Source organism: Micromonospora sp. NPDC048040 (genome assembly GCF_055587185.1).
Genome location: NZ_JBVJGT010000043.1, coordinates 1 through 25,313 on the forward strand (window position 1 = coordinate 1; position 25,313 = coordinate 25,313).

Here is a 25,313-nt window from a genome sequence, read left to right on the forward strand (position 1 = left end):
CCCCCCCCCCCCCCCCCCCCCCCCCCCCCCCCCCCCCCCCCCCCCCCCCCCCCCCCCCCCCCCCCCCCCCCCCCCCCCCCCCCCCCCCCCGCTTCGGGTCAGGCCAGCGGCAGGTAGACCCGGCCGCCCGAGGAGACGAACTCCTCCGACTTGTCCTTCATGCCGCGCGCCGCGTACTCCTTGAGCTCCTGGGTGATCTTCATGGAGCAGAACTTCGGCCCGCACATCGAGCAGAAGTGGGCCGTCTTCGCCGGCTCGGCGGGCAGGGTCGCGTCGTGGTACGACCGCGCGGTCTCCGGGTCCAGCGAGAGGTTGAACTGGTCCTCCCACCGGAACTCGAACCGCGCCTTGGAGAGCGCGTCGTCCCACGCCTGCGCGCCGGGGTGCCCCTTGGCCAGATCGGCCGCGTGCGCCGCGATCTTGTACGCGATCACGCCGGCCTTCACGTCGTCCCGGTCCGGCAGCCCGAGGTGCTCCTTCGGGGTCACGTAGCAGAGCATCGCGGTACCGAACATGCCGATCATGGCGGCGCCGATCGCCGAGGTGATGTGGTCGTACGCCGGGGCGATGTCCGTGGTCAGCGGGCCGAGCGTGTAGAACGGCGCCTCGTGGCACCACTCCTGCTGGAGGTCCACGTTCTCCTTGATCTTGTGCATGGGCACGTGTCCCGGGCCCTCGATCATCACCTGTACGTCGTGCTCCCAGGCCACCTTCGTCAGCTCGCCCAGGGTGCGCAGCTCGGCGAACTGCGCCTCGTCGTTGGCGTCCGCGATCGAGCCGGGGCGCAGCCCGTCGCCGAGCGAGAACGTCACGTCGTAGCGGGCCAGGATCTCGCACAGCTCGGCGAAGTTCGTGTAGAGGAAGTTCTCCTCGTGGTGGGCCAGGCACCAGGCGGCCATGATCGAGCCGCCCCGCGACACGATCCCGGTGACCCGGTCCACCGCCAGCGGCACGTACGGCAGCAGCACCCCCGCGTGCACCGTCATGTAGTCGACGCCCTGCTCGGCCTGCTCGACGACGGTCTCCCGGAACACCTCCCAGCTCAGCTTCACCGGGTCGCCGCCGACCTTCTCCAGCGCCTGGTAGATCGGCACGGTGCCGATCGGCACCGGCGAGTTCCGCACGATCGCCTCACGGGTCTCGTGGATCCGCTTGCCCGTCGACAGGTCCATCACCGTGTCCGCGCCCCACCGGGTCGCCCAGGTCAGCTTCTCCACCTCCTCGGCGACCGAGGAGGTGACCGCCGAGGTGCCGATGTTGGCGTTCACCTTGACCAGGAACGCCTTGCCGATGATCGCCGGCTCGCACTCGGGGTGGTTGACGTTGAGCGGCAGCACCGCCCGCCCGGCGGCGATCTCGTCCCGGACGAACTCCGGCGCCATGCCCTCCCGGATCGCCACGAACTCCATCTCCGGCGTGACGACCCCCGCCCGGGCGTACGCGAGCTGCGTCGGGCGCTTCCCGTGCGCCCCGGCCAGCGGCGTGCCCGCGCCGCGCACCGGGGCCACGTCCCCGCGCTCGGCGATCCACGGCCCGCGCAACGGCGGCAGCCCGACCTCCGGGTCGGACCCGGGCCCGGAGGTGTCGTAGAGCCGGACCGGCGCGTTGTCGCCGGTCAGCTCCACCTCGGCGAAGGGCACCCGGACATCCGGCCGGGACCCCTCCACGTGGACCTTGCGACGTGTCTGCATGACTGCCTCCCCTGTGCTCATGCGGACCACCCGAAGTGGTCCAGCGGGCCGCGTCCCGCGCCCAACTCCCAGTCCCGCCCGCCGGTCAGCGCGCGGAAGACGTAGGCCTTGGCGGCGGCGACCGCCGTCGGCACCGGGTCGCCCAGCGCCAGCCGGACCGCGACCGCCGCCGAGAACGAGCACCCCGTGCCGTGGTTGTGCCGGGTGACGACCCGGGGCGCGCGGAGCACCGTGGTGACCCCGTCGCCGTGCAGCACGTCGACCGCCTCGCCGTCGCAGTCCACGTCGCCGCCGGTCACCACCACGTGCTCCGGCCCGCCGGCGGCCAGCGCCTCGGCGGCGGCCACCATCTCCTCGGCCGTGGTCACCGGGCGTCCGATGAGGACCGCCGCCTCGTCGCAGTTCGGCGTCGCCACCCGGGCGTACGGCAGCAGCCGCTCGACTGCGGCGACCGCGCCCAGCCGGTGCCCGCTGGTGGCGACGAGCACCGGGTCGACGACGAGGTGCGGCAGCCGACCGTCCCGGGCGGCGCCGGCGACCGCGTCGGCGATGGCCGGGGTGGCCAGCATGCCCGTCTTGACGGCCCGCACGGCGAAGTCGGCGAGCACGCTGTCGAGTTGCTCGGTGACCGTGCGCGGCGGCAGCGGCAGGACGGCGTCGACGCCCCTCGTGTTCTGCGCGGTGACCGCGGTGATCACGCTGGTGCCGTACGCGCCGAGGGCGGCGAAGACCTTGAGGTCGGCCTGGATGCCCGCGCCGCCGCCGGAATCCGAGCCGGCGATGGTGAGCACGGTGGTGGGTGTCATCGGTCCCCCAGACGAGGCGGCGGGGAGACCGCCGACCGGAAGGCGGCGGTGAGCGTGGCGGCGACCCCGGTCGGGTCGTCGGCGCGCATGATCGCGCCGAGCAGCGCCACTCCCGCCGCTCCGGCGGCGACGCAGGCGTGCAGGTGCTCCGGGGTCTGCACCCCGCCCAGCGCGAGGACCGGCACAGGGCTGGCCTCGATCAACCCCCGGAGCCCCTCGGGGCGCAGAGGTGGGCCGTAGCCGGGTTTGCTGCGGCTGGGGAAGACCGGCGACAGGGTCGCGTAGTCCTCGCTGGTGACGCGGCGCAACTCGGCCTCGTCGTGGCAGGAGCGGCCGACCAGGCCGAGGCGCGGCGGCGGGTACGGGCCGGCCGACGGCAGGTGCACCGCGTCCCCGTCGAGCGGGTCCGGGCCGGCCACCACCAGCGTGCCGCCGACCTCGGCGAGGATCGCACGCAGCTCGACGGCGAGGGCGGCGCGCTCGGCCCGGGGCAGGTCCCGCTCCCGCAGCACCACCCACCGCACTCCCCCGGCGACGGCCCGCGCGACGACCTCGGCCAGTGGCCGCCGCGCCTGCCACCGGTCGGTCAGCAGGACGACGCCGGACGGCCCACGCGGGATCCTGGTGGGAAACGGCCCCGTCGGGGGCGCTTGCGTACCAGGATCCGCCGGAACGGCACCGGTGCGGGTCACAGGTCCGGCCGTCCGTCGTCGGGGGTGGAGGCCAGGGCGTGGAAGCGGCGGGCGATCCGGCCCGCCCCGTACGCGAGCCGCCCCGCCTCGACCGCGTACCGCATCGCGGTGGCCATCGCCACCGGGTCGGCGGCCCGGGTGACCGCGCTGGCCAGCAGCACCGCGTCGCAGCCCAGCTCCATCGCCAGCGCCGCGTCGGAGGCGGTGCCGATGCCGGCGTCCAGGATCACCGGCACGTCGACGCTCTGCCGGATCAGCCGGATGTGGTGCGGGTTCGACACGCCCAGGCCGGAGCCGATCGGCGCGCCCGCCGGCATCACCGCGGCGCAGCCGACGTCGGCCAGCCGCCGCGCCAGAATCGGGTCGTCCGACGTGTACGGCAGCACCACGAACCCGTCCGCCACGAGTTCCTCGGCGGCGCGCAGCAGCTCCACCCCGTCGGGCAGCAGCGTGCGCTCGTCGCCGATCACCTCCAGCTTCACCCAGTCGGTGCCGAACGCCTCCCGGGCCAGGTGGGCCACCTTGACCGCCTCGCCCGCCGTGTAGCAGCCGGCGGTGTTCGGCAGCAGCCGCACCCCGCACCGGTCGAGCAGGTCCAGCAGCCCGCCGGCGGTGCCGGGGGCGGTGTCGACGCGGCGCAGGGCCAGGGTGACCAGTTCGGTGCCGGAGGCGCGGATCGCGTCCTCCAGCACGCGCAGGTTGGCCGCGCCGCCGGTGCCGAGGATCAGCCGGGACGTGAGGCGCACGCCGCCCAGGTCGAGGCTCACCGCTTCACCCGCCCTGGGCGGCGCTGAGCACCTCGACCCGGTCGCCGTCGCGCAGCACAGTCGCCGGCCAGCCGGTACGCGGCACGACCTCCCCGTTGACCGCGACGGCGAGGCCGCGCTGCTGGTCGGTGACCGCGCGGACCAGGTCCGCCACGGTCGAGCCGCCGGGCAGGCTGCGCCCGGCGCCGTTCACCGTCAGTTCCACGGGTGTTCCTCCTCGGGTGCGAAGGCGCCGGAGCGGCCGTCGGCGGCGGCCCGGACCACCGGCCCGGCGCTGCCGGCCTGTCCGGCGGTGCCGGCCTGTCCGGCGGTGCCGGCCGGATCGGCGGTGGCGGTCGGCGCGAACCGGTCCGGGGTGAAGGGGGCGAGCAGCGGGTCCGCCGTACCGGTGACGACCAGGTCGGCGATCAGGTCGGCGGTGAGGGGGGTGAGCACGATGCCGTGCCGGTGGTGACCGGTCGCGGCGAGCACGCCCGGCCGACCGGGCAGCGGGCCGAGGACGGGGGCGTTGTCCGGGGTGCCGGGGCGCAGGCCGGCGAGGGTCTCGACGAGGTCGTACTCGGCCAGCTCCGGCAGCAGGTCGACGGCGGCGCGGAGCAGGCGCAGCACCGCCCCGGCGGAGACGTCGGTGTCGGCGCGCTCCTCGACGGTGGCGCCCACCACCACCTCCCCGCTGTCGCGGGGCACGAGATAGACGTGCTCGCCGTCGGCGTACCCCCGGATGACGTGCCGGAAGCCCGGCGCGCCGCCGCCGGGCGCGCGGAGCCGTAGCACCTGGCCCTTCACCGGCCGCACCGGCAGCCCGGTCAGGGCCGCCGCCCCGCAGCCGGCCGCCACCACCGTGACGCGCGCGTCCACGTCGGACAGCCGGCGCACGGCGGCGGGCACCAGCGTGGCGCCGGCCCGCTCGGCGGCCGTGCGCAGCGCCGGCACCAGCCGGCGCGGGTCGACCTGGTGGTCGGTGGCGGCGAGCGCGCCGCCGCGCACCCGGGGCGCCAACGCCGGCTCGCGGTCGCGCAGCGCCGAGGGGCGCAGCGGCGTCACCGGCAGCCCGAGACCCTGCTGGTACGCCCACAGCCGGCGCGCCTCGGCCAGGTCGTCGGCGGTGAGCCCGACCATCAGCGTGCCCTCGGTGCGGTAGCCGACGTCCGTGCCGGTGGCGGCGGTCAGCTCGGCGGCGAAGGCCGGCCAGCGGGCGGCGGAGGCGGTCAGCAGCCCGGTCAGCTCGTGCTCGCCGAAGTACGCCTCGGCGACCGGGGCGAGCATCCCGGCGGCGACGTGCGACGCGCCGGACCCGGGGGCGGGGTCGTGCACGGCGACCCGGAGGCCGCGCGCCGCGCAGCGCCAGGCGATCGCCAGCCCGACCGGTCCCGCCCCCACCACGGCGACGTCCGGCCGGCTCAGCACCCCAGCGCTCCCAGCAGCTCCGCCGTCGCCCGGGCCGGATCGGCCGCCCCGGAGAGCGCCCCCACCACCGCCACCCCGTACGCCCCGGCGGCCAGCAGCGCGGGCGCGTTCGCGGCGGTCACCCCGCCGATCGCGACCACCGGCACGTCCACGGCGGCGGTGACGGCGCGCACCCCGGCCGGGCCGATCGGCGCCGGCAGGCCGGTCTTGGTGCTCGTGGCGTGGCAGGGACCCACGCCCAGGTAGCTGGCCCCGGCGGCGACCGCCTCGGCGGCCGTCCCCGGCTCGCGGGCGGTGGCCCCGAGCACGGCGGTCGCGCCGAGCACCCGGCGGGCCGCTCCGACCGGCAGGTCCGCCGCGCCGACGTGCCCGCCGGCGGCACCCACCGCCAGCGCCACGTGCAGCCGGTCGTTGACGAGGCAGGGGACGTCGTACGGCGCGCAGAGCGCGACCACCCGGCGGGCCAGGTCGTACGCCTCCCGGTCGGTGGCGTCGTCGGTGACGCGGACCTGCACGACCAGTTCGGCGCGGGCCACCGGGAGGGCGGCCCGCAGCACGGCCAGCGGATCCCGCCCGGGTCGGGTGTCGGTGATCAGATGCAGTCGCCCAAGGGACGGCACGGCAACACTCCTCCCTGCGCCGGCATTACCCGGATCAGGTTCGACGGTCGGGGGCTCTCAGCCCCCCTCTCAGCCCGGTGCACCGGGCTCCCGTGGGTCACTTGCGCGTGTCACCGTACGACGGATCGCCGGATCCGCCAAGGGCGAGACGCGGATTTCACACCGACCGTCCGAAGCCGACGATCGGGGCGGCACGTGACCGACCCGTCACGCGATGCTGTGCGGATGCCCTCCCCCGCCCGGGTACCGCCGCGCCTGGCCTTCCTGCCGTTCCGGGCGGAGCGCCGCCGTCGCCGACGGCCTGCTGACCCGTTCGACCTCGGTCGACAGGCGCCGCGCGACGAGGCTCTGGTGGCCGTCGACGCGCTGCTGCATCGCCGGGTGGTCAAGCTGCCGGCGCTGTCGACGTACGCCGACACTCGTCGTCGTTGGCCCGGGCTGCCGCTGCTGCGGGAGGTGCTCGCGCTGGCCGAGCCCCTGAGTGAGTCTCCGATGGAGACCCAGTTATGGCTCTCACCGCCGACGACGTGCTCCGGCACCGGAACCTGACGGTACGCCTCGTCGCCGCCGCCCTCCGCGAACGCGTCGACGGGCGGAACGCCAGGTCGGTCAACCACCCACGGTGACAGCCCTGGCGTTCCACCCGCCGACGAACGTCCACACCGGCGGGGCGCCGCAGCGCACACCCCAAAACGGCCAAGCTGGAACGGCCATGCGCCGAGCAATGGGGACGGGTGGAACACCAGGGCTGTCTCCCGGGGTGGGAGAGGTCCGTGGTGTTCCACCCGTGGAAGCATCGCCCCCCGCCCGGCCCGGTCAGGGGCCGGGCGGGGGGCGACCCGCCCGCGCGCGCGGGTCGGCGCGCGGGCGGGTCAGAGGATGGCGCGGAGGGCGTCGAGGTCCTCGTCGGTGGGCTGCCAGGCGCCCGCCGCCGCATTGGAGCGCACCTGATCGGGCGTGGTGGCGCCGGCGATCACCGAGGTCACCGCCGGTAGGGCGGCCAGCCCGCCGATGGCCACCTGGAGCATCGACAGTCCCCGCTCGTTCGCGTACGCCTCGATCGCCTCGATGGTGTCCCAGTCGGCGGCGGCGAGGCGCTCGGCGTACCGGCCGCCACCGGCGAGGCGGCTGTCGGCCGGCGGGGCCTCGTTCCGCTTGTACTTGCCGGTGAGCAGCCCGTTGGCCAGCGGGAAGAACGGCAGCAGCCCGAGGCCGAACCGCTCGCACGCCGGCACCACCTCGGCCTCGACGCCGCGCGCCAGGAGGCTGTACTGGTTCTGCGCGCTGATGAACCGGGCCCGGCCGTTGGACGAGGCCACCCAGTCCGCGTCGGCGATCTGCCAGCCGGCGAAGTTGGAGTTGCCCAGGTAGCGTACCTTGCCGGCGCGGACGAGATCGTCGAGCGCGGCGAGCGTCTCGTCGATCGGGGTGCCCGGGTCGGGCTCGTGCATCTGGTACAGGTCGATGTGGTCGGTGCCGAGCCTGCGCAGCGAAGCCTCGACCGCGCGGGCGATGTAGCGCCGCGCGCCCCGGGCGCCGAAGTCGGGGCCGTTGAGGCCGTGCATGTCCATGCCGAACTTGGTGGCCACCACCACGTCGTCGCGGCGGCCCTTGAGCGCCTGGCCCAGCATCTCCTCGGAGGCGCCCTGCGGCTCACCGTAGATGTCGGCGGTGTCGAAGAAATTGATCCCGGCGTCCAGCGCGGCGTCGACCACCGCCCGGGTCCCGTCGAGGTCGAGCTTGCGGCCGAAGTTGTTGCAGCCGATGCCGACGACGGACACCACGAGCCCGGAGTCGCCCAACCGGCGGTAGGTCATCTCAGTCACGAGATCCACCCTATGCCGGCCGGCCCGCCGCCCGAGGATGCCTCAGCCAACGTCCCAGACCGGCTCCGGGGTCTCCACCACCTCGTTGTCGCCCCGGAACAGCACGAACCGGTCGAACGAGCGGGTGAACCAGCGGTCGTGGGTCACCGCCACGACGGTCCCCTCGAACGCGGTCAGGCCGGCCTCCAGCGCCTCCGCCGACGCCAGGTCGAGGTTGTCGGTGGGCTCGTCGAGCAGCAGCAGCGTCGCGCCGGACAGCTCCAGCAGCAGCACCAGGAAGCGCGCCTGCTGCCCGCCGGAGAGGGTGCCGAAGCGCTGGTCGCCCTGCCCCGCCAGCTCGTACCGGGACAGCGCCGCCATCGCCGCGTGCCGGTCCATGCCGGCCCGGTGGTCGTCCCCCCGCCAGAGGATCTCCACGAGGGTCTTCGCCATCAACTCCGGCCGGTCGTGGGTCTGCGAGAAGTGTCCGGGGCGCACCCGCGCGCCGAGCCGGGCCACCCCGTCGTGCGCGACCGGCGCGAGCGCCGCCGCGCCGTCGACCGGGCCGTTGGCCGGGTCGGGGTCGCTGCCGCCGCGGGCGAGCAGCCGGAGGAAGTGCGACTTCCCCGTGCCGTTGGCGCCGAGCACCGCGACCCGGTCGCCATACCAGATCTCCAGGTCGAACGGGTAGGTCAGGCCGTCGAGTTCCAGCTGCTCGCAGACCACCGCGCGCTTGCCGGTCCGCCCGCCGGTCAGGCGCATCCGGATGTCCTGGTCCTTCGGCGGTACGGGCGGCGGCCCGGCCTCCTCGAACTTGCGCAACCGGGTCTGCGCGGCCTGGTAGCGCGAGGCCATCCCGTCGTTGTACGCGGCCTTCTGCTTGTACATCAGCATCAGCTCGCGCAGCTTCTGGTGTTCCTCGTCCCAGCGTTTGCGCAGCTCGTCGAGGCGGGCGTGCCGGGCCACGCGGGCGGAGTGCCAGCTCGCGAAGCCGCCGGGGTGCACCCAGGCGCTGCCGCCCTCCACGGCGACGACCCGGTCGGCGGTGTGCGCCAGCAACTCCCGGTCGTGCGAGACGTAGAGCACCGACTTGGCCGACTCGCGCAGCCGCCCCTCCAGCCAGCGCTTGCCCGGCACGTCGAGGAAGTTGTCCGGCTCGTCGAGGAGCAGCACCTCGTCGGGGCCGCGCAGCAGCAGTTCGAGGGCGAAGCGCTTCTGCTGGCCGCCGGAGAGGGTCCGGACGGGTCGCTCCCGGGCGCCGTCCCACGGCAGGCCGAGCACGATGGTGGCGACGGTGTCGAAGAGCACCTCGGCGTCGTACCCACCGGCCTCGCCCCAGGCCGCGAGCGCGTCCGCGTACGCCAGCTGGGCCTTGCCGGCGGCGGTGCTGTACTTGCCGCGGACCTCGGCCGCCCGCATGGCCGCCTCGGTCTCGGCGAGCCGGCGGCCGGCGTCGCGCAGCGCCGGCGGGGCGAGCGACAGCGCCAGGTCGGCCAGTGTGGACTCGTCGCCGATCATGCCGATGAACTGGCGCATCACGCCCAGCCCGCCGGCCCGCGCGATCGCGCCGGTCTTCACCGGCAGGTCGCCGGCGACCATCCGCAGCAGCGTCGTCTTGCCGGCGCCGTTCGGCCCGACCAGGGCCACCTTGGCGCCCTCCCCGACCCGGAACGAGACGTCGGTGAAGAGTTCCCGCCCGTCGGGGAGGAGATGCCCGACGGCTGCCACGTCCACGTATCCCACGCCGGCATCCTGCCCGAGCACCCGCCGGGCGGCCCAACCAATTATCGGGTGACGCGCAGCACCCGGTAGCCCTTCTGGCTGGCGTGCCGCTCGACCTGCCAGCCCTGGTCGGCCAGCCAGCGGTGCAGCGAGTCGCCGCCGAGGTGGCGGGCGACCACCAGCCAGGCGACGCCGTCCGGGGCGAGCCGGGGCAGCCAGCGCAGCAGCATCCGGTGCAGCTCGTCCTTGCCGACCCGGATCGGCGGGTTGGACCAGAGCTGGGCGAACGTCACGTCGGCGGGCACGTCGTCCGGCGCGGCGACGCGTACCCGGTCGGCCGCGCCGACCCGCGCCGCGTTGGTGGCGGTCAGCTCCCGGGCCCGCTCGTTGACGTCGACGGCCCAGACGGTCGCCGACGGCGCCGAGTTGGCCAGCACGCAGGTGATCGGCCCGAAGCCACAGCCGAGGTCGAGCAGGGCGCCGGCCGTGTCGGCGGACGGCAGCTCCGCCTTGCGCAGCAGCACCGCCGTGCCGGGGTCGAGGCGGGCGGCGGAGAAGACCCCGCCGGAGGAGGTCAGGGTGTAGTCGCGGCCGGCGGCGGCGAACTCGACCTCACGCGGGTGGGCGGCAGTCGCGGGTTCAGCGGTGAAGTAGTGGTCGCCGGTCACGCCGGCAATTCTCGCACCGCCCTCGCCACCGGCCGGTCCGGGGCCGAGGAGCGGCCACAGCACGACACGAAACAGTCAGGCACCCAATTTCCCGTTATTACCCCCTAAAGGGGCAATGCCCTCCTACCCTGGGCGACATGGTGTATCGGTACGAGTCCGATGAGGAAGCATTCATGGAGTACCCAGAGCCCCGGTCCGGCCGCTCGGTGCTCGGTGCCGGTCCGCCGGCCGGCCCCTCCCCGTCCCGCTTCCCGACGCCGTCGCTGCCCCGGCCCAACCGGGTCACGCTGCCCCCCGCCGAGCCGGAGCCGGTCCGCGCCTCGGTCCCGGTGTCCCCCGCGCAGCACGCACCAGCACCACAGGCGCCGCCGCCAGCGCCACAGACGCCGCCAGCGCCACAGACGCCGCCAGCGCCACAGGCACCGCCAGCGCCCCAGGCAGAGGTACCGCCCGACCCGCAGGCCCCACCGGCCCCACCGGCCCCACCGGCCCCGCCGGCCTCGCCAGCCCCGCCGGCCTCACCGGAGCCACAGGCCCCGCCGGGCGCGCAGGTCCCGCAGGCGCCGCCGGACGGGCAGGCCCCGCAGGCCCCGCCGGACGTGCAGGTGTCGCCGGCACCGGCCGAGCCGGCCGTAGCGGCCGAGGCACCCGTGGCCACCGAGGCATTCGTGGCGGTCGAGGCACCCGTGGCGGCCGAGCGGCCCGTGCCGCAGCGGGGCGGCGGCCGGCTGTGGCAGGTGCTGGTCGGCGGCGCGGCCGTGCTCGTGCTGCTCGCGCTCTGTGGCCTCGGCGCCGCCGCCCTGCTGGTCGAGCGCGACCGGACGCCGCAGGCCACGCCCACCGGCCAGCCCCAGGTGGCCGAGTCGGCCGAGGCCGGGGCGCACGACCTCGACTCCCGGGACACCGACCAGGCACCGCTGACGGCCAAGGAGCTGTTCCCCGGCACGCAGCTCGTCGTCGCCGACGGGCAGCCCGCGTACCGGGTGCTGAAGACCCACTCCAGCGCGAGCTGCGCGGTCGCGGCCACCGGGGAGGTCGCCGACCTGCTGGTCCGGCTCGGCTGCAACCAGGTGGTCCGGGCCACCCTGCGCACGCCCGACGGCGACCACCTGGTGACCGCCGGCCTGTTCAACCTGACCGACCATGCCAGCGCCGAACGCGCCCGCGACCGGATCCGGCAGATGCTCGACGAGCGGCAGGGCCGATTCCGGGGCATGCCGGCCGACAACGGCACCGAGGCGATCGCCACCGCGCCGGCGCGGGTCGGCTGGCAGGTGCGCGGCCACTACCTCGCGTACGCGGTGGTCGTCCGCGTCAACGGCGCGGCGATCAGGTCGGGCGACACGAAGGCCAGAGAGATCCTCTTCGACATGATCGAGCTGCACCTCAACCAGGGTGTGCTGGAGCGCCGGGCGGCCGGTGGGACGGCCGGCCAGCCGACCGACGAGGGCGCGGACCGCACCGGCACACAGGACGGGAGCGAGCTGCCGGGCGAGTGACGAGCCCCGGGTGTGGACGGGTGCGCGGGCCACCGGGCCGCGCACCCGTTGACTTCGGCACCCCGGCGGGGTCACCCGCCCAGGTCGACCCGGTGCGTCCGCGGCAGCGCTGCGGTCAGCCCTCCACGGGGACGCGCAGCCGGCGGGTCGCCTCGGCGCGGCGGGCGTACTCGGCCGGGTCGTCGGGGTAGCCCACGGCGACCAGGGTCAGCCCGTGCGCCGGGGCCACGGTCACCTCGCTGGAACGTTCCCGGCGGGTGAGCAGGCTGCCCGGCCACCCGACCGGACGGCGCCCGTCCCCCGCGACCAGCATCGCGCCGACCAGGCTGCGCACCATCGCCTGGCAGAACGCGTCGGCCTGCACGGTGGCCACGAGGAGCCCGTCGGCGTCCCGCCGCCAGTCCAGCCGCGTCACCTCGCGCAGCGTGGTGGCGTTCTCCTTGCGCCGGCAGTACGCGGCGAAGTCGTGCTCCCCCACCAGCCCCGCCGCGGCGGCGTTCAGCGCGTCCAGGTCGAGCGGCTTCGGCCAGGCCAGCACCTCGTGCCGGCGCAGCGGCTCGGCGCCCCACGGCGCGTCGGTGACCCGGTACTCGTAGCGACGGAAGGTGGCCGAGAACCGGGCGTCGAAGTCGGCGGGCACCTCGGTCATCGCCCGCACCCGCACGTCGGTGGGGAGCAGCCGGGCCAGCCGGCGCAGCAGCCGCCCCTCGTGTTCCCGCCACACGGCGGTGGGCAGGTCGACGTGGCAGACCTGCCCGGTGGCGTGCACCCCGGCGTCGGTGCGGCCCGCCACGGTCAGCCCCGTCGCCGTCCCCGCGCCGAGCACCAGGTCGAGGGTCTCCACGAGCACCCCGGAGACCGTACGTCGCGTCGGCTGGGCGGCCCAGCCGGAGAAGCCGGTGCCGTCGTACGCGACGTCCAGCCGCAGCCGGGTGCGCTCGTCCACTCGTACCTCCGCCTCACGGGGTCGGGCCCGGCACCCCACGTGGGGTGCCGGGCCCGACGGTGGCCTGGATCAGGCCTTGTCGTTCTCGCCGGCCTCGTCGCTGTCCTCGCGGGCGGCGGCGGTGTCGCCGGACGCCGACACGGGCGCCTCGGCGTCCTGGTCGCCCGTGTTCGACTTCGGGGCCTCCTCGGCCGGGGCGAGCGCCTCGACCTTGTCCTGCTGCGCGGCCTTGCGGGCGGCGGTCTTCTTGTTCGCCTTCGGCTCGGCGACCTGAAGCTCCTCGACCAGCTCGATGATCGCCATCGGCGCGGCGTCACCCTTGCGCGGACCGGTCTTCACGATCCGGGTGTAGCCGCCGTTGCGGTTGGCGTACCGGGGCGCGATCTGGTCGAACAGGGCGTAGACCACGTCCTTGTCCTTGACGACGCCCAGCACCCGCCGGCGGGACGCCAGGTCGCCGCGCTTGGCCTTGGTGATGAGCTGCTCGGCCAGCGGACGCAGCCGCCGGGCCTTCGTCTCGGTGGTCTGGATCTTGCCGTGCTGGAACAGCGCGGTGGCCAGGTTGGCCAGCATCAGCCGTTCGTGCGCGGGGCTGCCGCCGAGGCGGGGGCCCTTGGTGGGCGTGGGCATGCTTGGTGCTCCTCAGGTGTGGCGGCAGCGCGGACTAGAGCTGCTCGGTCTCGCGGTAGTCGTCGGTGTCGTAGTCGGCCTCGCCGAAGGTGTCCACGACGTGCGCCGGGTCGAAGTTCGGGGCCGAGTCCTTCAGCCCCAGACCCATCCCGGCGAGCTTCATCTTGACCTCGTCGATCGACTTCTGACCGAAGTTGCGGATGTCGAGGAGGTCGGCCTCGGTACGCCCGATGAGCTCACCAACGGAGTTGATGCCCTCGCGCTTGAGGCAGTTGTAGGAGCGGACGGTCAGGTCCAGCTCCTCGATCGGCAGCGCCAGGTCCGCCGCGAGCTGGGCGTCCTGCGGGGACGGCCCGATGTCGATGCCCTCGGCGGTCTCGTCCAGCTCCCGGGCCAGACCGAACAGCTCCACCAGCGTCGAGCCGGCCGACGCCAGCGCGGTACGCGGGCCCATCGACGGCTTGGTCTCGACGTCGATGATCAGCCGGTCGAAGTCCGTCCGCTGCTCGACACGGGTCGCCTCGACGCGGTAGGTCACCTTGAGCACGGGCGAGTAGATCGAGTCGACCGGGATCCGGCCGATCTCGGCGCCGGCCTGCTTGTTCTGCGCCGCCGTGACGTAGCCGCGACCCCGCTCGACGGTCAGCTCCATGTCGAGCCGGCCCTTGCCGTTGAGGGTGGCGAGCTTCAGGTCGGGGTTGTGCACCGAAACGCCGGCCGGCGGCTGGATGTCACCCGCGGTCACGTCGCCCGGGCCCTGCTTGCGCAGGTACATGCTGACCGGCTCGTCGTGCTCGGAGCTGACGCAGAGCTCCTTGATGTTCATGACGAGCTCGACCACGTCCTCCTTGACACCGGGGATCGTGGTGAACTCGTGCAGCACACCGTCGATCTTGATCGAGGTGACCGCCGCACCCGGGATCGACGACAGCAGCGTACGCCGCAGCGAGTTGCCCAGGGTGTAGCCGAAGCCCGGCTCCAGCGGCTCGATGGTGAACCGGGACCGGGTCTCGTTGATCGACTCCTCGGAGAGGGTCGGTCGCTGGCTGATGAGCATGTCTTCTCTTCTCTTCCGGGGCGCCCGCCATATGACGCCCACGACAAACTGTTCCGGTGGCCCGCCCGTGTCGGGCGGGCCACCGCAACGAGCTCCGACTACTTGGAGTAGAGCTCGACGATCAGCTGCTCCTGGACCTGCGTGTCGATGACCTGGCGGGCCGGGAGCGAGTGCACGAGGATCTTCATCTGGCTGGGGATCGCCTCGAGCCACGCCGGAACCGACCGCGAGCCGGCCTCGGCCTGCGCCACGATGAACGGGGTGAGCTCCTTGCTCTTGCCCCGGACCTCGATGATGTCGTGCTCCTTGACGCGGTACGACGGGATGTCGACCTTCTTGCCGTTCACCGTGAAGTGACCGTGCTTGACCAGCTGACGGGCCATGTCCCGGGACTTGGCGTAGCCGGCCCGGTAGACCACGTTGTCCAGCCGCGACTCGAGGATCTGCAGGAGGACCTCACCGGTCTTGGCCTGCTTGGCCACGGCCTCCTCGTAGTAACCGCGGAACTGCTTCTCCAGCACGCCGTAGACACGGCGGGCCTTCTGCTTCTCACGGAGCTGGAGCAGGTACTCCGTCTCCTTCGTGCGGCCGCGGCCGTGCTGCCCGGGCGGGAACGGCCGGGACTCGAACGGGCACTTCGGGCCATCGCACTTGCTGCCCTTGAGGAACAGCTTCATCTTCTCCCGCCGGCAACGGCGGCAGTCAGCACCGGTGTAACGAGCCATCTCTCTCTAACCTCTCAGACCCGGCGACGCTTCGGCGGACGGCACCCGTTGTGCGGCTGCGGGGTCACGTCGGAGATCTGACCGACCTCCAGGCCCACGGCCTGCAGCGAACGGATGGCGGTCTCCCGGCCGGAGCCGGGGCCCTTGACGAACACGTCGACCTTGCGCATGCCGTGCTCCATCGCCCGGCGCGCGGCGGCCTCGGCGGCGAGCTGCGCGGCGAACGGGGTCGACTTGCGGGAGCCCTTGAAGCCCACCTGGCCCGCGGAGGCCCAGGAGATGACCGCACCGGTCGGGTCCGTGATGGACACGATGGTGTTGTTGAAGGTGCTCTTGATGTGCGCCTGCCCGTGGGCGACGTTCTTGCGTTCCTTGCGCCGGACCTTCTTGACAGCGGCTCCGGCACGAGCCTTCGGTGGCATAAGTCTGTGCGCTCCTATTTACTTCTTGCCGGGCTTCTTCTTGCCGGCCACGGTCCGCTTCGGGCCCTTGCGGGTCCGCGCGTTGGTCCGGGTCCGCTGGCCACGCACGGGCAGACCCCGGCGGTGCCGGATGCCGGCGTAGCAGCCGATCTCGACCTTGCGGCGGATGTCAGCGGCGACCTCGCGGCGCAGGTCGCCTTCAACCTTGTAGTTGGCCTCGATGTGGTCGCGGAGCTGGACCAGCTCCTCGTCCGTGAGGTCCCGGGCGCGCTTGTCCGGCGAGATGCCGGTGGCGGCGAGCGTCTCCAGGGCGCGGGTCCGACCCACGCCGAAGATGTAGGTGAGCGCGATCTCCATCCGCTTCTCGCGGGGGAGGTCGACGCCGACTAGACGTGCCATGTGCGGGCGTGCTCCTCGTGGTGTTCTGGCGGAGGTGTGGACCCGTCCCATCCCGCTACCGACCGTTCCTCCTCCGGCGTCGTGCGCCGGCGACCGGAAACGGTCGCTGCCCGAGCGGGCCCCGGCCTCCGACCGGGGGTCAACCACGAAGAGATACGCGACGCGCACCGCCCGCGGCTGGGACGAGCAATTGATTCGTTGTCTGGATCCGCGGCCCGGACCGATTACGACCGACCGTTGTCACACGGCCGGTCGGAACTGGTTCAGCCCTGGCGCTGCTTGTGGCGCGGGTCGGTGCAGATGACCATGACCCGGCCGTGCCGGCGGATGACCCGGCACTTGTTGCAGATCCTCTTGACGCTCGGCTTGACCTTCACGGTTGCCTTACTTCCCATCTGGCCCGACGACGCGCCGAGGCGCGACACCGGACGTCGAAGACGGACACGGGGACGTCCCGGCCGTCGTCAGGCTTACTTGTAGCGGTAGACGATGCGCCCGCGGGTCAGGTCGTACGGCGAGAGTTCGACGACGACCCGGTCCTCCGGCAGGATGCGGATGTAGTGCTGCCGCATCTTGCCGCTGATGTGAGCCAGCACCTTGTGGCCGTTCGCGAGCTCCACGCGGAACATTGCGTTCGGCAGGGGCTCGATGACCCGACCCTCGATCTCGATGGCTCCGTCTTTTTTCGGCATGTCCTCCGCTGTCCTGACGTCGGTTGCTCCGGACGGCCCACAACGTCTTACACGGGCGACTGATCAAGATCAGGATGCCCGCGCCAGCCGCGGCTCCGACTCCCACCGAAGCGCGGGGTGGGCATGCCGGAGTGGACGCTGTGCGCCGATCAGAAAGTGTACGCCCGCCTGCGGGCCGTCGCCAAACCGGCCACCCTCGGGAGCGTCGGACCACCCGAAAGGCGACAATCGGGCGTCCAGGTCACCCGCCCGGCGTTCCGGTCGGGCGGGCGCCTCGACCAGGAACGGGACAGGGCCCGCCGGCGTCGCGACCTCCCGCGCCGCGGGACGGCGGGCGCCGGCGGGTCGGTGGACGGGGGCCGTCCGCTTCCCGTACGCCCTCAGCGACCACTCGTCCGCGGGGGCGGCTCCGGCCGCCCCTCCTCGGGTCAGACGGCCGGCGAGTCGGCGGGCTGGCGGGAGGTGACGAGTTCGCCGAGCCGGGCCCGACCGCCGTCCGGCGCGGTCAGCACCCACACGCCGTCCGGGAGCAGCGCCATGGTGTGCTCGACGTGCACCGCCATCGACCGGTCCCGGGTGACCACGGTCCAGCCGTCGGAGAGCTCCACCGTCCGGGGCGAGCCCATCGTGATCATCGGCTCGATCGCCAGCGCCATGCCCGGCACCAGGCGGGGGCCCTTGCCCGGGCGTCCGTGGTTGAGCACGTGCGGGTCCTGGTGCATCTCGGTGCCGATGCCGTGGCCGCCGTAGCCGTCGACGATGCCGTACCGGCCACCCTTGCGGACGGCGTTCTCGACGGCGTGCGAGATGTCGGTGAGCCGGCCCTTGCCGCTGGCCGCCCCGCGGGCGGCGGCGGCGATGCCCGCCCACATGGCGTCCTCGGCCACCTCGGCCATCTTGAGCAGCGCCGGGTCGACCTCGCCCACGCCGACCGTGATCGCGGCGTCGCCGTGCCAGCCGTCGAGCACCGCGCCGCAGTCGATCGAGATCAGGTCCCCGTCGCGGAGCACCTGCTGCGGCGCCGGGATGGCGTGCACGACCTGCTCGTTCACCGACGAGCAGATCGATGCCGGGAAGCCGTGGTAGCCCTTGAACGAGGGGACGGCACCGGCCTCGCGGATGGTCGACTCGGCGATGGCGTCCAGGTCGGCGGTGCTGACCCCGGGGGCGACCGCCTCCCGCATCCGACGCAGCGCCTCGGCGACCACCAGCCCGGCGGCCCGCATCTTCTCGATCTGGTCAGGGGTCTTCAGCTGGATGTCCAGCTGGGGACGACGCATGGAGCCGTTACCTTTCGTTGCCGAAGCCGAAGAGCGGGGCACGTCGGACGTACCCCGCTCCTCGCACTCTATCCGCCGGAGCCCGGCGGGACGTCAGCCGCCGTACGACCGCAGGGCGTCGATGGCGCGGAGCGTGACGTCCTCCACCGGGCCGGTGGCGTCGATGCCCACCAGCTTGCCCTGGGCGCCGTAGTAGTCGACCAGCGGCGCGGTCTTGTCCGCGTACTCCCGCAGGCGGGTGGCGATGGTCTCCGGCTTGTCGTCGTCGCGCTGGAACAGCTCGGCGCCGCACCGGTCGCAGATGCCCTCGCGGGTGGTCGCGTCGAACTCGACGTGCCAGATCTTGCCGCAGCCCCGGCACGTACGCCGGCCGGAGAGCCGCCGGATCACCTCGTCGTCGTCGACGACGAGTTCCAGCACCAGGTCGAGCGCGGTGCCCAGGTCGGCGAGGAGCTTGTCCAGCGCGGCGGCCTGCGGCGTGGTGCGCGGGAAGCCGTCGAGCAGGAAGCCCTCGGCGGCGTCCGGCTCGGCGAGCCGGTCCCGCACCATGTTGATCGTGACCTCGTCGGGCACCAGCTCGCCGGCGTCCATGTAGCGCTTCGCCTCGATCCCCAGGGGCGTGCCCTGGGAGACGTTCGACCGGAAGATGTCACCGGTCGAGATCTTCGGGACCGAGAGGTGCGCGGCGATGAACTCGGCCTGCGTACCTTTGCCCGCACCCGGCGGGCCAACCAGAACGAGTCTCATCTACCGCAGGAACCCTTCGTAGTTCCGCTGCATGAGTTGGCTCTCGATCTGCTTGGTGGTCTCCAGACCGACGCCGACCATGATCAGGACAGCGGTGCCGCCGAACGGGAAGTTCAGGTACTGCTGCTTGTCCAGCCAGATGAAGAAGAAGTTCGGCAGGATCGAGATGATGCCCAGGTAGAGGGCGCCCGGCAGGGTGATCCGGCTGAGGATGAAGTCGAGGTAGTCGGCGGTCGGCTTGCCGGGGCGGATGCCCGGCACGAAGCCGCCGTACTTCTTCATGTTGTCCGCGACCTCGGTCGGGTTGAACGTGATCGAGACGTAGAAGTACGTGAAGAAGATGATCAGCAGGAAGTAGACCGAGATGTAGATCGGGCTGGTCGGGTCGACCAGGTTGTTCTGGATCCACGCCTGGGTCTTGCCCGGGTTGGTCTGGTCGAAGAACTGCAGCGCCAGCTGGGGCAGGTAGAGCAGCGACGAGCCGAAGATGACCGGGATGACACCCGCCTGGTTGACCTTCAGCGGGATGTAGGTCGAGGTGCCGCCGTACATGCGCCGGCCGATCATCCGCTTGGCGTACTGCACCGGGATCCGGCGCTGCGCCTGCTCGATGAAGGTGACCGCGGTGATGACCACCAGGACCAGCGCGATGACGAGGATGAACTTGCCCCAGCCGCCGGTCTGCTTGATCTGCCAGCCCTCGCTGGGGAGCCGAGCCGCGATCGAGGTGAAGATCAGGACGGACATGCCGTTGCCGACGCCCCGGTCGGTGATCAGCTCACCGAGCCACATCACCACGCCGGTGCCGGCGGTCATCGTCATGACGAGGAGGGACAGCGTCAGCCAGTCCGGGATCCCGGTGCCCTCGGGGATGATCGGGAACTGGTCGCACTGGTTCTGGAACAGCTGCCCGGAGCGGGCCAGCGCCACGAACGCCGACGCCTGGAGGACGCCCAGGCCCAGCGTCAGGTAGCGGGTGTACTGGGTGATCTTCGCCTGGCCGGCCTGGCCCTCCTTGCGGAGCTGCTCGAGCCGCGGGATGACCACGGTCAGCAGCTGCAGGATGATCGACGCGGTGATGTAGGGCATGATGCCCAGCGCGAAGACCGAGAGCTGCAGCAGCGCGCCGCCGGAGAAGAGGTTGAGCAGGTTGAGGACCCCGGTGGAGCCGTTCTCCAGGGTGTCGAGGCACTTCTGCACGTTGCCGTACGAGACACCCGGGCTGGGCAGCGTAGCCCCGAGCCGGTAGACCGCGATGATGCCTACTGTGAACAGCAGCTTCTTGCGCAGGTCAGGCGTACGGAACGCACTGAGAAAGGCGGACAGCAACTTCTTCCTCCTGCGCGCGGCGGGCCGCCGGTGAACCCGGGCGGGTCGGGGTGGGTGCCGGGCGAGTGCCCGATATCCATAGCTGGGAAGGGACTCTAACAGCCCGATCCCCGTCCGGGCAGATGTGCCCGGCTACATAAACCGAATCCGATGTTACCCGGCGCACACGTGCCGGGGAGACCATGGCGCCCGCCCAGTTGGGACAACTGAGCGGGCGCCATGTGTCGTACAGCTCTTACAGCTCGGTGACGGTGCCACCGGCGGCGGCGATCTTCTCCTTGGCCGACGCGCTGAACGCGTGCGCCGACACCTGGAGGGCGACCCCGCCGAGGTCCCCGGTGCCGAGGACCTTGACCGGCTGGCCCTTGCGGACCGCGCCGGCCTCGACGAGCTCCAGCGGGCCGACCTGGCCGCCGTTCGGGAACAGCTCGGCGAGCCGGTCCAGGTTGACCACCTGGAAGACCACCTTGAACTTGTTCTTGAAGCCCTTCATCTTCGGCAGGCGCATGTGGATGGGCATCTGCCCACCCTCGAACGCCGCCGAGATGTTCTTGCGGGCCTTGGAACCCTTGGTACCGCGACCGGCGGTCTTGCCCTTCGAGCCCTCACCGCGACCCACGCGGGTCTTCGCGGTCTTGGCACCGGGCGCCGGGCGCAGGTGGTGGACCTTGATCGTCATTACTCGACCTCCTCGACCTTCACGAGGTGGTTGACCGCGAAGATCATGCCGCGGATCTCCGGACGGTCCTCCTTGACCACCACGTCGTTGATCCGCTTGAGACCGAGCGAGCGCAGCGAGTCACGCTGGTTCTGCTTGGTCCCGATCTCGGACCGGACCTGGGTGACCTTCAGGCGAGCCATCAGGAAGCCACCCCCGCCCGCGACGCCAGCATGGCGGCCGGCGCGACGTCCTCGACCGGCAGGCCACGACGGGCGGCGACGGCCTCGGGGGACTCGAGCCCCTTCAGCGCCGCCACCGTGGCGTGCACGATGTTGATCGGGTTCGACGAGCCGAGGCTCTTGGAGAGCACGTCGTGGATACCCGCGCACTCCAGCACGGCACGCACCGGACCACCGGCGATGACACCCGTACCGGCCGAGGCCGGCTTGAGCAGCACCACGCCGGCGGCGTCCTCGCCCTGCACCGGGTGCGGGATCGAGGCGCCGATCCGCGGCACCTTGAAGAAGTGCTTCTTGGCCTCCTCGACACCCTTGGCGATCGCCGCGGGCACCTCCTTGGCCTTTCCGTAGCCCACACCGACGGTGCCGTCGCCGTCGCCCACGATCACCAGGGCGGTGAAGCTGAAGCGACGACCACCCTTCACGACCTTGGCGACGCGGTTGATCGCGACGACCCGCTCGAGGTGCGGGGTCTTCTCGACGGGCGCGTTTCCGCGGCCGCCCTCACGGCGGTTGTCGCGGCGACCACCCTCGTTGCCACCGGACCCGCCGCCACGGCGCTGTTGACCTGGCATCAGCAGCCTTCCTTCTCTCTCGTGACGGGGTTTCTAGAACTCGAGCCCGGCTTCGCGGGCGGCGTCGGCAAGCGCGGCGACCCGCCCCGCGTACCGGTTGCCACCGCGGTCGAAGACGACCTTGGAGATGCCGGCGGCCTTGGCCCGCTCGGCGAGCAGGGCGCCGACCTTGCCGGCCAGGGCGCTCTTGTCGCCCTCCGAGCCGCGCAGCGAGGCGTCCAGGGTCGAGGCCGACGCCAGGGTGTGACCCTTGGTGTCGTCCACGATCTGGGCGACGATGTGCCGCAGGGAGCGGGTGACCACGAGGCGGGGACGCTCGGCGGTGCCGCTGATGTTCTTGCGGACCCGGAAGTGCCGGCGCGCACGCCCGACGGCACGCTTGGCGGCGACGCCGCGGCGGCGCTTGAGCAGCGTGGCGCTCACTTCTTACCTGCCTTTCCAGCCTTGCGGCGGATGACCTCGCCCTGGTACTTCACGCCCTTGCCCTTGTAGGGCTCCGGCGGGCGGATCTTCCGGATGTTGGCGGCAACCTCACCGACGAGCTGCTTGTCGATGCCGGCCACGTGGAACAGCGTCGGCTTCTCCACCGTGAAGGTGATGCCGTCCGGCGCCGGAACCAGCACGGGGTGCGAGAACCCGAGCGCGAACTCCAGGTCCTTGCCCTTGGCGGTCACGCGGTAACCGGTGCCGGCGATCTCCAGGCTCTTGCGGTAGCCCTCGGTGACGCCGACGATCATGTTGGCGACCAGGGTACGGCTGAGGCCGTGCAGTTCCTTGGCCTTGCGCTCGTCGTTCGGGCGGTTGACGTTCAGCTGCCCGTCCTCGGCCCGGTCGATCGTGATCGGCTCGGCCAGGGTGTGCGAGAGCTCGCCCTTCGGGCCCTTGACCTTGACGGTCTGCCCGTCGATCGTGATGTCGACGCCGGCTGGCACCGGGATCGACTTACGTCCAATACGCGACATTTCTACCTGTCTCCCGTTACCAGACGAAGGCGAGGACTTCCCCGCCAACGCTCCGCTTGCGGGCCTGCCGGTCGGTGAGCAGCCCCTGGGACGTCGAAATGATCGCCACGCCCAGCCCGCCGAGCACCCGCGGGAGCCCGTCCGACTTGGCGTAAACCCGCAGACCGGGCTTGGACACGCGCTTGATGCCGGCCAGGCTCCGCTCCCGGTTCTGGCCGTACTTCAGCTCGACGACCAGTCGCTTGCCGACGGCGCCCTCCTCGGGCTCCTCGACCGACCAGGTGGCGATGTAACCCTCGGCCTTGAGGACCTCGGCGATGTTCGCCTTGATCTTCGAGTAGGGCATCGTCACCCGGTCGTGGTACGCCTGGTTGGCGTTACGCAGACGCGTGAGCATGTCTGCGATCGGGTCGGTCATCGTCATGGAATTCGTCAGCCTTTCTCGCCGGGGTTCCCGGGGCGGTGAGCCCCGGGCCTACGGCGAAGAGCAATAGCTATTACCAGGAAGCCTTGGACACGCCGGGCAGCTCACCGCGGTGGGCCATCTCCCGGATGCACACCCGGCAGAGACCGAACTTGCGGTAGACCGCCTTGGGACGCCCGCACCGCTGGCAGCGGGTGTACGCGCGAACCGAGAACTTCGGCTTCGCGGCCGCCTTGAGGATCAGCGCCTTCTTGGCCATCTCAGTTCTCCTTGAACGGGAAGCCCAGGAGCTTGAGCAGCGCCCGGCCCTCGTCGTCGGTCGTGGCGGTGGTGACCACCGTGATGTCCATGCCCCGCTGCCGATCGATCTTGTCCTGGTCGATCTCGTGGAACACCGACTGCTCGGTCAGACCGAACGTGTAGTTGCCGTGCCCGTCGAGCTTGCGCCCGTCGAGACCGCGGAAGTCGCGGATACGCGGCAGCGCGATCGACAGCAGCCGGTCCAGGAACTCCCACATCCGGTCGCCGCGGAGGGTCACCTTCGCGCCGATCGGCATGCCCTCGCGGAGCTTGAACTGCGCGATGGACTTGGTCGCCCGCCGCACCTGCGGCTTCTGGCCGGTGATGGTGGCCAGGTCCCGGACGGCGCCGTCGATCAGCTTGGCGTCCCGGGCGGCCTCGCCGACACCCATGTTGACGACGATCTTGACCAGCCGCGGCACCTGCATCGGGTTGCCGTACTTGTGCTGCTCCTGCAGCTGGGCCACGATCTCGTTGCGGTACCGCTCCTTGAGGCGCGGCATGGTCTTGGTTTCGGTAGCCGTGGTCATCACAGGTCCTTACCGGTGCTACGCGCGATGCGGACCTTCTGGCCGTTTTCGTCGATCCGGTAACCGACGCGGGTCGGCTTGCCGTCGGAGTCCAGGACCTGCACGTTCGAGACGTGGATCGGGGCCTCCTGGGTGACGATGCCACCGGTCTTGGCGCCACGCTGGGTGGTGCTGATGCGGGTGTGCTTCTTGACCCGGTTCACGCCCTCGACCAGGACCTTGTCCTGCCGCGGGTAGGCCGCGATGACCTTGCCCTTGGCACCCTTGTCCTTGCCGGCGATGACGACGACCGTGTCGCCCTTCTTGACCTTCACGGTCACAACACCTCCGGCGCGAGAGAGATGATCTTCATGAACCGCTTGTCCCGCAGCTCCCGACCCACCGGGCCGAAGATACGGGTGCCGCGCGGGTCCCCGCCGTCCTTGATGATGACGGCGGCGTTCTCGTCGAAGCGGATGTACGAACCGTCCGGCCGCCGCTTCTCCTTGGCGGTGCGAACGACGACAGCCTTGACGACATCGCCCTTCTTCACACCGGCACCCGGGATCGCGTCCTTGACGGTGGCCACGATGACGTCGCCGATGCTCGCGTAGCGCCGACCGGAGCCACCGAGAACCCGGATGCACAGGATCTCCCGAGCACCCGTGTTGTCGGCGACGCGCAGTCGCGACTCCTGCTGAATCACGTCTATCTCCTATGTCTGCCGGTTCTCCGGCCGCGCGAGGCGGCCGGAGCCTGGCGGAACCCGCGCCCGACTGACGCCGGGCGAGCTTGAGCCTTCGCTACTTGGCCTTTTCCAGGATCTCCACGAGCCGCCACCGCTTGGTGGCGGACAGCGGCCGGGTCTCCATGATCAGGACCCGGTCACCGATGCCGGCGGTGTTCTGCTCGTCGTGCACCTTCAGCTTGCTGGTACGGCGCATGATCTTGCCGTACAGCGCGTGCTTGACCCGGTCCTCGACCTCGACGACGACGGTCTTTTCCATCTTGTCGCTGACCACGAGGCCCTCACGCACCTTGCGGCGGGCCCGCGCGGCGGCGGTGGTGTTCTCGCTCATGATGCAGTCACCTCAGTCGGCGCGGCCGAGAGACCCAGCTCGCGCTCACGCATGATCGTGTAGATCCGGGCGATCTCCCGACGGATGACCTGCAGCCGCCGGTTGTTGTCCAGCTGCCCGGTTGCGGCCTGCACGCGGAGGTTGAACAGCTCCGCCTTGGCCTCGCGCAGCTTCGTGACCAGCTCCTCCTCGGAGAGCTCACGCAGCTCGGAGGCCTTAACGCCCGCTGCCATCAGGATTCACCCACTTCGCGCGTAACAATGCGGCACTTCATCGGGAGCTTGTGGATCGCGCGACGCATCGCCTCTCGCGCGATCTGCTCGTTGGGGAAGGACATCTCGAAGAGGACCCGCCCCGGCTTCACGTTGGCGACCCACCACTCGGGCGAACCCTTACCGGAACCCATCCGGGTCTCGGCCGGCTTCTTGGTGAGGGCCTGGTCCGGGAAGATCGTGATCCAGACCTTGCCACCACGCTTGATGTGGCGGGTCATCGCGATACGGGCCGACTCGATCTGGCGGTTGGTCACGTACGCCGGCTCGAGAGCCTGGATCCCGAACTCGCCGAACACCACCCGGTTACCACCCTTGGACGCGCCGTGGCGGTCCGGGTGGTGCGGCTTGCGGAAGCCCTTCGGGGGCTTGCGCGGCATCAGCATCT

Annotated in this window: 36 protein-coding genes and 1 riboswitch; of the genes, 2 read left to right on the forward strand and 34 right to left on the reverse strand. The window is 72.0% G+C overall.

All coding sequences use genetic code 11. The annotated features are described in order from the left end of the window. Positions 1-98: 98 nt before the first annotated feature. From thiC to thiE, 7 genes are all read right to left on the reverse strand, one after another. Positions 99-1,691 (reverse strand): phosphomethylpyrimidine synthase ThiC, encoded by a 1,593-nt coding sequence (gene thiC / locus ACZ6O2_RS27800; protein WP_350704124.1) that lies wholly within the window; start codon positions 1,689-1,691, stop codon positions 99-101. A gap of 17 nt (positions 1,692-1,708) precedes the next feature. Further along, on the reverse strand, positions 1,709-2,497 hold the full coding sequence (gene thiD, locus ACZ6O2_RS27805; protein ID WP_466024932.1) for a bifunctional hydroxymethylpyrimidine kinase/phosphomethylpyrimidine kinase: 789 nt from the start codon (positions 2,495-2,497) through the stop codon (positions 1,709-1,711). After that, entirely contained in the window at positions 2,494-3,117 is a 624-nt protein-coding gene (locus ACZ6O2_RS27810) for a thiamine phosphate synthase (protein WP_466024948.1), read from the reverse strand. The genes thiD and ACZ6O2_RS27810 overlap by 4 nt, the downstream gene beginning before the upstream one ends. A gap of 68 nt (positions 3,118-3,185) precedes the next feature. Beyond that, on the reverse strand, positions 3,186-3,956 hold the full coding sequence (locus ACZ6O2_RS27815; RefSeq protein ID WP_357692509.1) for a thiazole synthase: 771 nt from the start codon (positions 3,954-3,956) through the stop codon (positions 3,186-3,188). Between the two features lie 4 nt (positions 3,957-3,960). After that, complete coding sequence (gene thiS / locus ACZ6O2_RS27820; protein WP_132230919.1) at positions 3,961-4,161, reverse strand: sulfur carrier protein ThiS; 201 nt, start codon at positions 4,159-4,161, stop codon at positions 3,961-3,963. Next, the gene (gene thiO / locus ACZ6O2_RS27825; protein WP_466024933.1) at positions 4,152-5,363 is read right to left on the reverse strand and encodes a glycine oxidase ThiO; all 1,212 of its coding nucleotides are present in this window, start codon (positions 5,361-5,363) and stop codon (positions 4,152-4,154) included. Before thiO ends, thiS begins: the two co-directional genes overlap by 10 nt. Continuing rightward, on the reverse strand, positions 5,357-5,983 hold the full coding sequence (gene thiE, locus ACZ6O2_RS27830; protein ID WP_350704132.1) for a thiamine phosphate synthase: 627 nt from the start codon (positions 5,981-5,983) through the stop codon (positions 5,357-5,359). The genes thiO and thiE overlap by 7 nt, the downstream gene beginning before the upstream one ends. Next, positions 5,978-6,086: riboswitch (TPP riboswitch) on the reverse strand. It overlaps the preceding gene by 6 nt. Before the next feature lie 122 nt (positions 6,087-6,208). Between thiE and ACZ6O2_RS27835 the strand changes: the two genes are divergently transcribed. Next, on the forward strand, positions 6,209-6,532 hold the full coding sequence (locus ACZ6O2_RS27835) for a hypothetical protein (RefSeq protein WP_466024934.1): 324 nt from the start codon (positions 6,209-6,211) through the stop codon (positions 6,530-6,532). A 323-nt stretch (positions 6,533-6,855) separates the two neighbouring features. On the opposite strand, the gene ACZ6O2_RS27840 is transcribed toward ACZ6O2_RS27835, so the two are convergent. Genes ACZ6O2_RS27840 through ACZ6O2_RS27850 form a run of 3 tightly spaced genes read right to left on the reverse strand, consistent with a single transcriptional unit; the run spans position 6,856 to position 10,178 of the window. Continuing rightward, positions 6,856-7,818 (reverse strand): aldo/keto reductase, encoded by a 963-nt coding sequence (locus tag ACZ6O2_RS27840; protein ID WP_466024935.1) that lies wholly within the window; start codon positions 7,816-7,818, stop codon positions 6,856-6,858. 33 nt (positions 7,819-7,851) lie between these two features. Further along, positions 7,852-9,531, reverse strand: coding sequence for an ABC-F family ATP-binding cassette domain-containing protein (locus ACZ6O2_RS27845; RefSeq protein WP_357460265.1), 1,680 nt, complete (start codon positions 9,529-9,531; stop codon positions 7,852-7,854). 41 nt (positions 9,532-9,572) lie between these two features. Next, a complete protein-coding gene (locus tag ACZ6O2_RS27850; RefSeq protein WP_466024936.1) occupies positions 9,573-10,178 on the reverse strand; it encodes a class I SAM-dependent methyltransferase in 606 nt (201 codons plus the stop codon). 650 nt (positions 10,179-10,828) lie between these two features. Here ACZ6O2_RS27850 and ACZ6O2_RS27855 point away from each other — a divergent pair. Next, positions 10,829-11,677, forward strand: coding sequence for a hypothetical protein (locus ACZ6O2_RS27855; RefSeq protein ID WP_466024937.1), 849 nt, complete (start codon positions 10,829-10,831; stop codon positions 11,675-11,677). 115 nt (positions 11,678-11,792) lie between these two features. Here ACZ6O2_RS27855 and truA read toward each other — a convergent pair whose 3' ends face one another. From truA to rplP, 24 genes are all read right to left on the reverse strand, one after another. Beyond that, a complete protein-coding gene (gene truA, locus ACZ6O2_RS27860) occupies positions 11,793-12,623 on the reverse strand; it encodes a tRNA pseudouridine(38-40) synthase TruA (protein ID WP_466024938.1) in 831 nt (276 codons plus the stop codon). A 69-nt stretch (positions 12,624-12,692) separates the two neighbouring features. After that, a complete protein-coding gene (gene rplQ / locus ACZ6O2_RS27865) occupies positions 12,693-13,253 on the reverse strand; it encodes a 50S ribosomal protein L17 (RefSeq protein ID WP_466024939.1) in 561 nt (186 codons plus the stop codon). 34 nt (positions 13,254-13,287) lie between these two features. Continuing rightward, on the reverse strand, positions 13,288-14,310 hold the full coding sequence (locus ACZ6O2_RS27870; RefSeq protein WP_091079335.1) for a DNA-directed RNA polymerase subunit alpha: 1,023 nt from the start codon (positions 14,308-14,310) through the stop codon (positions 13,288-13,290). Between the two features lie 98 nt (positions 14,311-14,408). Further along, a complete protein-coding gene (gene rpsD / locus ACZ6O2_RS27875) occupies positions 14,409-15,035 on the reverse strand; it encodes a 30S ribosomal protein S4 (protein ID WP_350711525.1) in 627 nt (208 codons plus the stop codon). 14 nt (positions 15,036-15,049) lie between these two features. Next, complete coding sequence (gene rpsK, locus ACZ6O2_RS27880) at positions 15,050-15,457, reverse strand: 30S ribosomal protein S11 (RefSeq protein WP_007073011.1); 408 nt, start codon at positions 15,455-15,457, stop codon at positions 15,050-15,052. Between the two features lie 18 nt (positions 15,458-15,475). After that, the gene (rpsM, locus tag ACZ6O2_RS27885; RefSeq protein WP_007073012.1) at positions 15,476-15,856 is read right to left on the reverse strand and encodes a 30S ribosomal protein S13; all 381 of its coding nucleotides are present in this window, start codon (positions 15,854-15,856) and stop codon (positions 15,476-15,478) included. 263 nt (positions 15,857-16,119) lie between these two features. After that, positions 16,120-16,233, reverse strand: a complete 114-nt coding sequence (gene rpmJ / locus ACZ6O2_RS27890; RefSeq protein ID WP_012184307.1) for a 50S ribosomal protein L36 — start codon at positions 16,231-16,233, stop codon at positions 16,120-16,122. Positions 16,234-16,326: 93 nt separating this feature from the next. Next, the gene (gene infA / locus ACZ6O2_RS27895) at positions 16,327-16,548 is read right to left on the reverse strand and encodes a translation initiation factor IF-1 (RefSeq protein ID WP_007073013.1); all 222 of its coding nucleotides are present in this window, start codon (positions 16,546-16,548) and stop codon (positions 16,327-16,329) included. A 428-nt stretch (positions 16,549-16,976) separates the two neighbouring features. Continuing rightward, positions 16,977-17,828: a type I methionyl aminopeptidase gene (gene map, locus ACZ6O2_RS27900; RefSeq protein ID WP_350711527.1), complete on the reverse strand. Its 852-nt coding sequence runs from the start codon at positions 17,826-17,828 to the stop codon at positions 16,977-16,979. A gap of 93 nt (positions 17,829-17,921) precedes the next feature. Then, positions 17,922-18,575 carry an adenylate kinase gene (locus ACZ6O2_RS27905; protein WP_350711529.1) on the reverse strand — a complete coding sequence of 218 codons (654 nt, stop codon included), beginning with the start codon at positions 18,573-18,575 and terminating at the stop codon, positions 17,922-17,924. After that, a complete protein-coding gene (gene secY / locus ACZ6O2_RS27910; protein WP_350711530.1) occupies positions 18,576-19,904 on the reverse strand; it encodes a preprotein translocase subunit SecY in 1,329 nt (442 codons plus the stop codon). A 235-nt stretch (positions 19,905-20,139) separates the two neighbouring features. After that, complete coding sequence (rplO, locus tag ACZ6O2_RS27915) at positions 20,140-20,583, reverse strand: 50S ribosomal protein L15 (RefSeq protein ID WP_350711532.1); 444 nt, start codon at positions 20,581-20,583, stop codon at positions 20,140-20,142. Next, a complete protein-coding gene (gene rpmD / locus ACZ6O2_RS27920; RefSeq protein ID WP_007073018.1) occupies positions 20,583-20,765 on the reverse strand; it encodes a 50S ribosomal protein L30 in 183 nt (60 codons plus the stop codon). The genes rplO and rpmD overlap by 1 nt, the downstream gene beginning before the upstream one ends. Further along, positions 20,765-21,379 (reverse strand): 30S ribosomal protein S5, encoded by a 615-nt coding sequence (rpsE, locus tag ACZ6O2_RS27925; protein WP_067359624.1) that lies wholly within the window; start codon positions 21,377-21,379, stop codon positions 20,765-20,767. The genes rpmD and rpsE overlap by 1 nt, the downstream gene beginning before the upstream one ends. A 33-nt stretch (positions 21,380-21,412) precedes the next feature. Beyond that, positions 21,413-21,802 (reverse strand): 50S ribosomal protein L18, encoded by a 390-nt coding sequence (gene rplR / locus ACZ6O2_RS27930; RefSeq protein WP_091102576.1) that lies wholly within the window; start codon positions 21,800-21,802, stop codon positions 21,413-21,415. After that, positions 21,799-22,341, reverse strand: a complete 543-nt coding sequence (rplF, locus tag ACZ6O2_RS27935) for a 50S ribosomal protein L6 (RefSeq protein ID WP_350711533.1) — start codon at positions 22,339-22,341, stop codon at positions 21,799-21,801. Before rplF ends, rplR begins: the two co-directional genes overlap by 4 nt. A 16-nt stretch (positions 22,342-22,357) precedes the next feature. Further along, entirely contained in the window at positions 22,358-22,765 is a 408-nt protein-coding gene (gene rpsH, locus ACZ6O2_RS27940; protein WP_013288624.1) for a 30S ribosomal protein S8, read from the reverse strand. Between the two features lie 73 nt (positions 22,766-22,838). Continuing rightward, positions 22,839-23,024, reverse strand: a complete 186-nt coding sequence (locus ACZ6O2_RS27945) for a type Z 30S ribosomal protein S14 (RefSeq protein WP_007073023.1) — start codon at positions 23,022-23,024, stop codon at positions 22,839-22,841. 1 nt (position 23,025) lies between these two features. Continuing rightward, complete coding sequence (gene rplE / locus ACZ6O2_RS27950) at positions 23,026-23,595, reverse strand: 50S ribosomal protein L5 (RefSeq protein WP_350681992.1); 570 nt, start codon at positions 23,593-23,595, stop codon at positions 23,026-23,028. Beyond that, on the reverse strand, positions 23,595-23,915 hold the full coding sequence (gene rplX / locus ACZ6O2_RS27955) for a 50S ribosomal protein L24 (RefSeq protein WP_172896341.1): 321 nt from the start codon (positions 23,913-23,915) through the stop codon (positions 23,595-23,597). The genes rplE and rplX overlap by 1 nt, the downstream gene beginning before the upstream one ends. After that, positions 23,912-24,280: a 50S ribosomal protein L14 gene (gene rplN, locus ACZ6O2_RS27960; protein ID WP_007073026.1), complete on the reverse strand. Its 369-nt coding sequence runs from the start codon at positions 24,278-24,280 to the stop codon at positions 23,912-23,914. The genes rplX and rplN overlap by 4 nt, the downstream gene beginning before the upstream one ends. 97 nt (positions 24,281-24,377) lie before the next feature. Then, entirely contained in the window at positions 24,378-24,653 is a 276-nt protein-coding gene (rpsQ, locus tag ACZ6O2_RS27965; RefSeq protein WP_088998356.1) for a 30S ribosomal protein S17, read from the reverse strand. Continuing rightward, positions 24,650-24,886 (reverse strand): 50S ribosomal protein L29, encoded by a 237-nt coding sequence (rpmC, locus tag ACZ6O2_RS27970; protein WP_007073028.1) that lies wholly within the window; start codon positions 24,884-24,886, stop codon positions 24,650-24,652. The genes rpsQ and rpmC overlap by 4 nt, the downstream gene beginning before the upstream one ends. Then, positions 24,886-25,311 carry a 50S ribosomal protein L16 gene (gene rplP / locus ACZ6O2_RS27975; RefSeq protein WP_073834927.1) on the reverse strand — a complete coding sequence of 142 codons (426 nt, stop codon included), beginning with the start codon at positions 25,309-25,311 and terminating at the stop codon, positions 24,886-24,888. The genes rpmC and rplP overlap by 1 nt, the downstream gene beginning before the upstream one ends. Between the last annotated feature and the right edge of the window lie 2 nt (positions 25,312-25,313).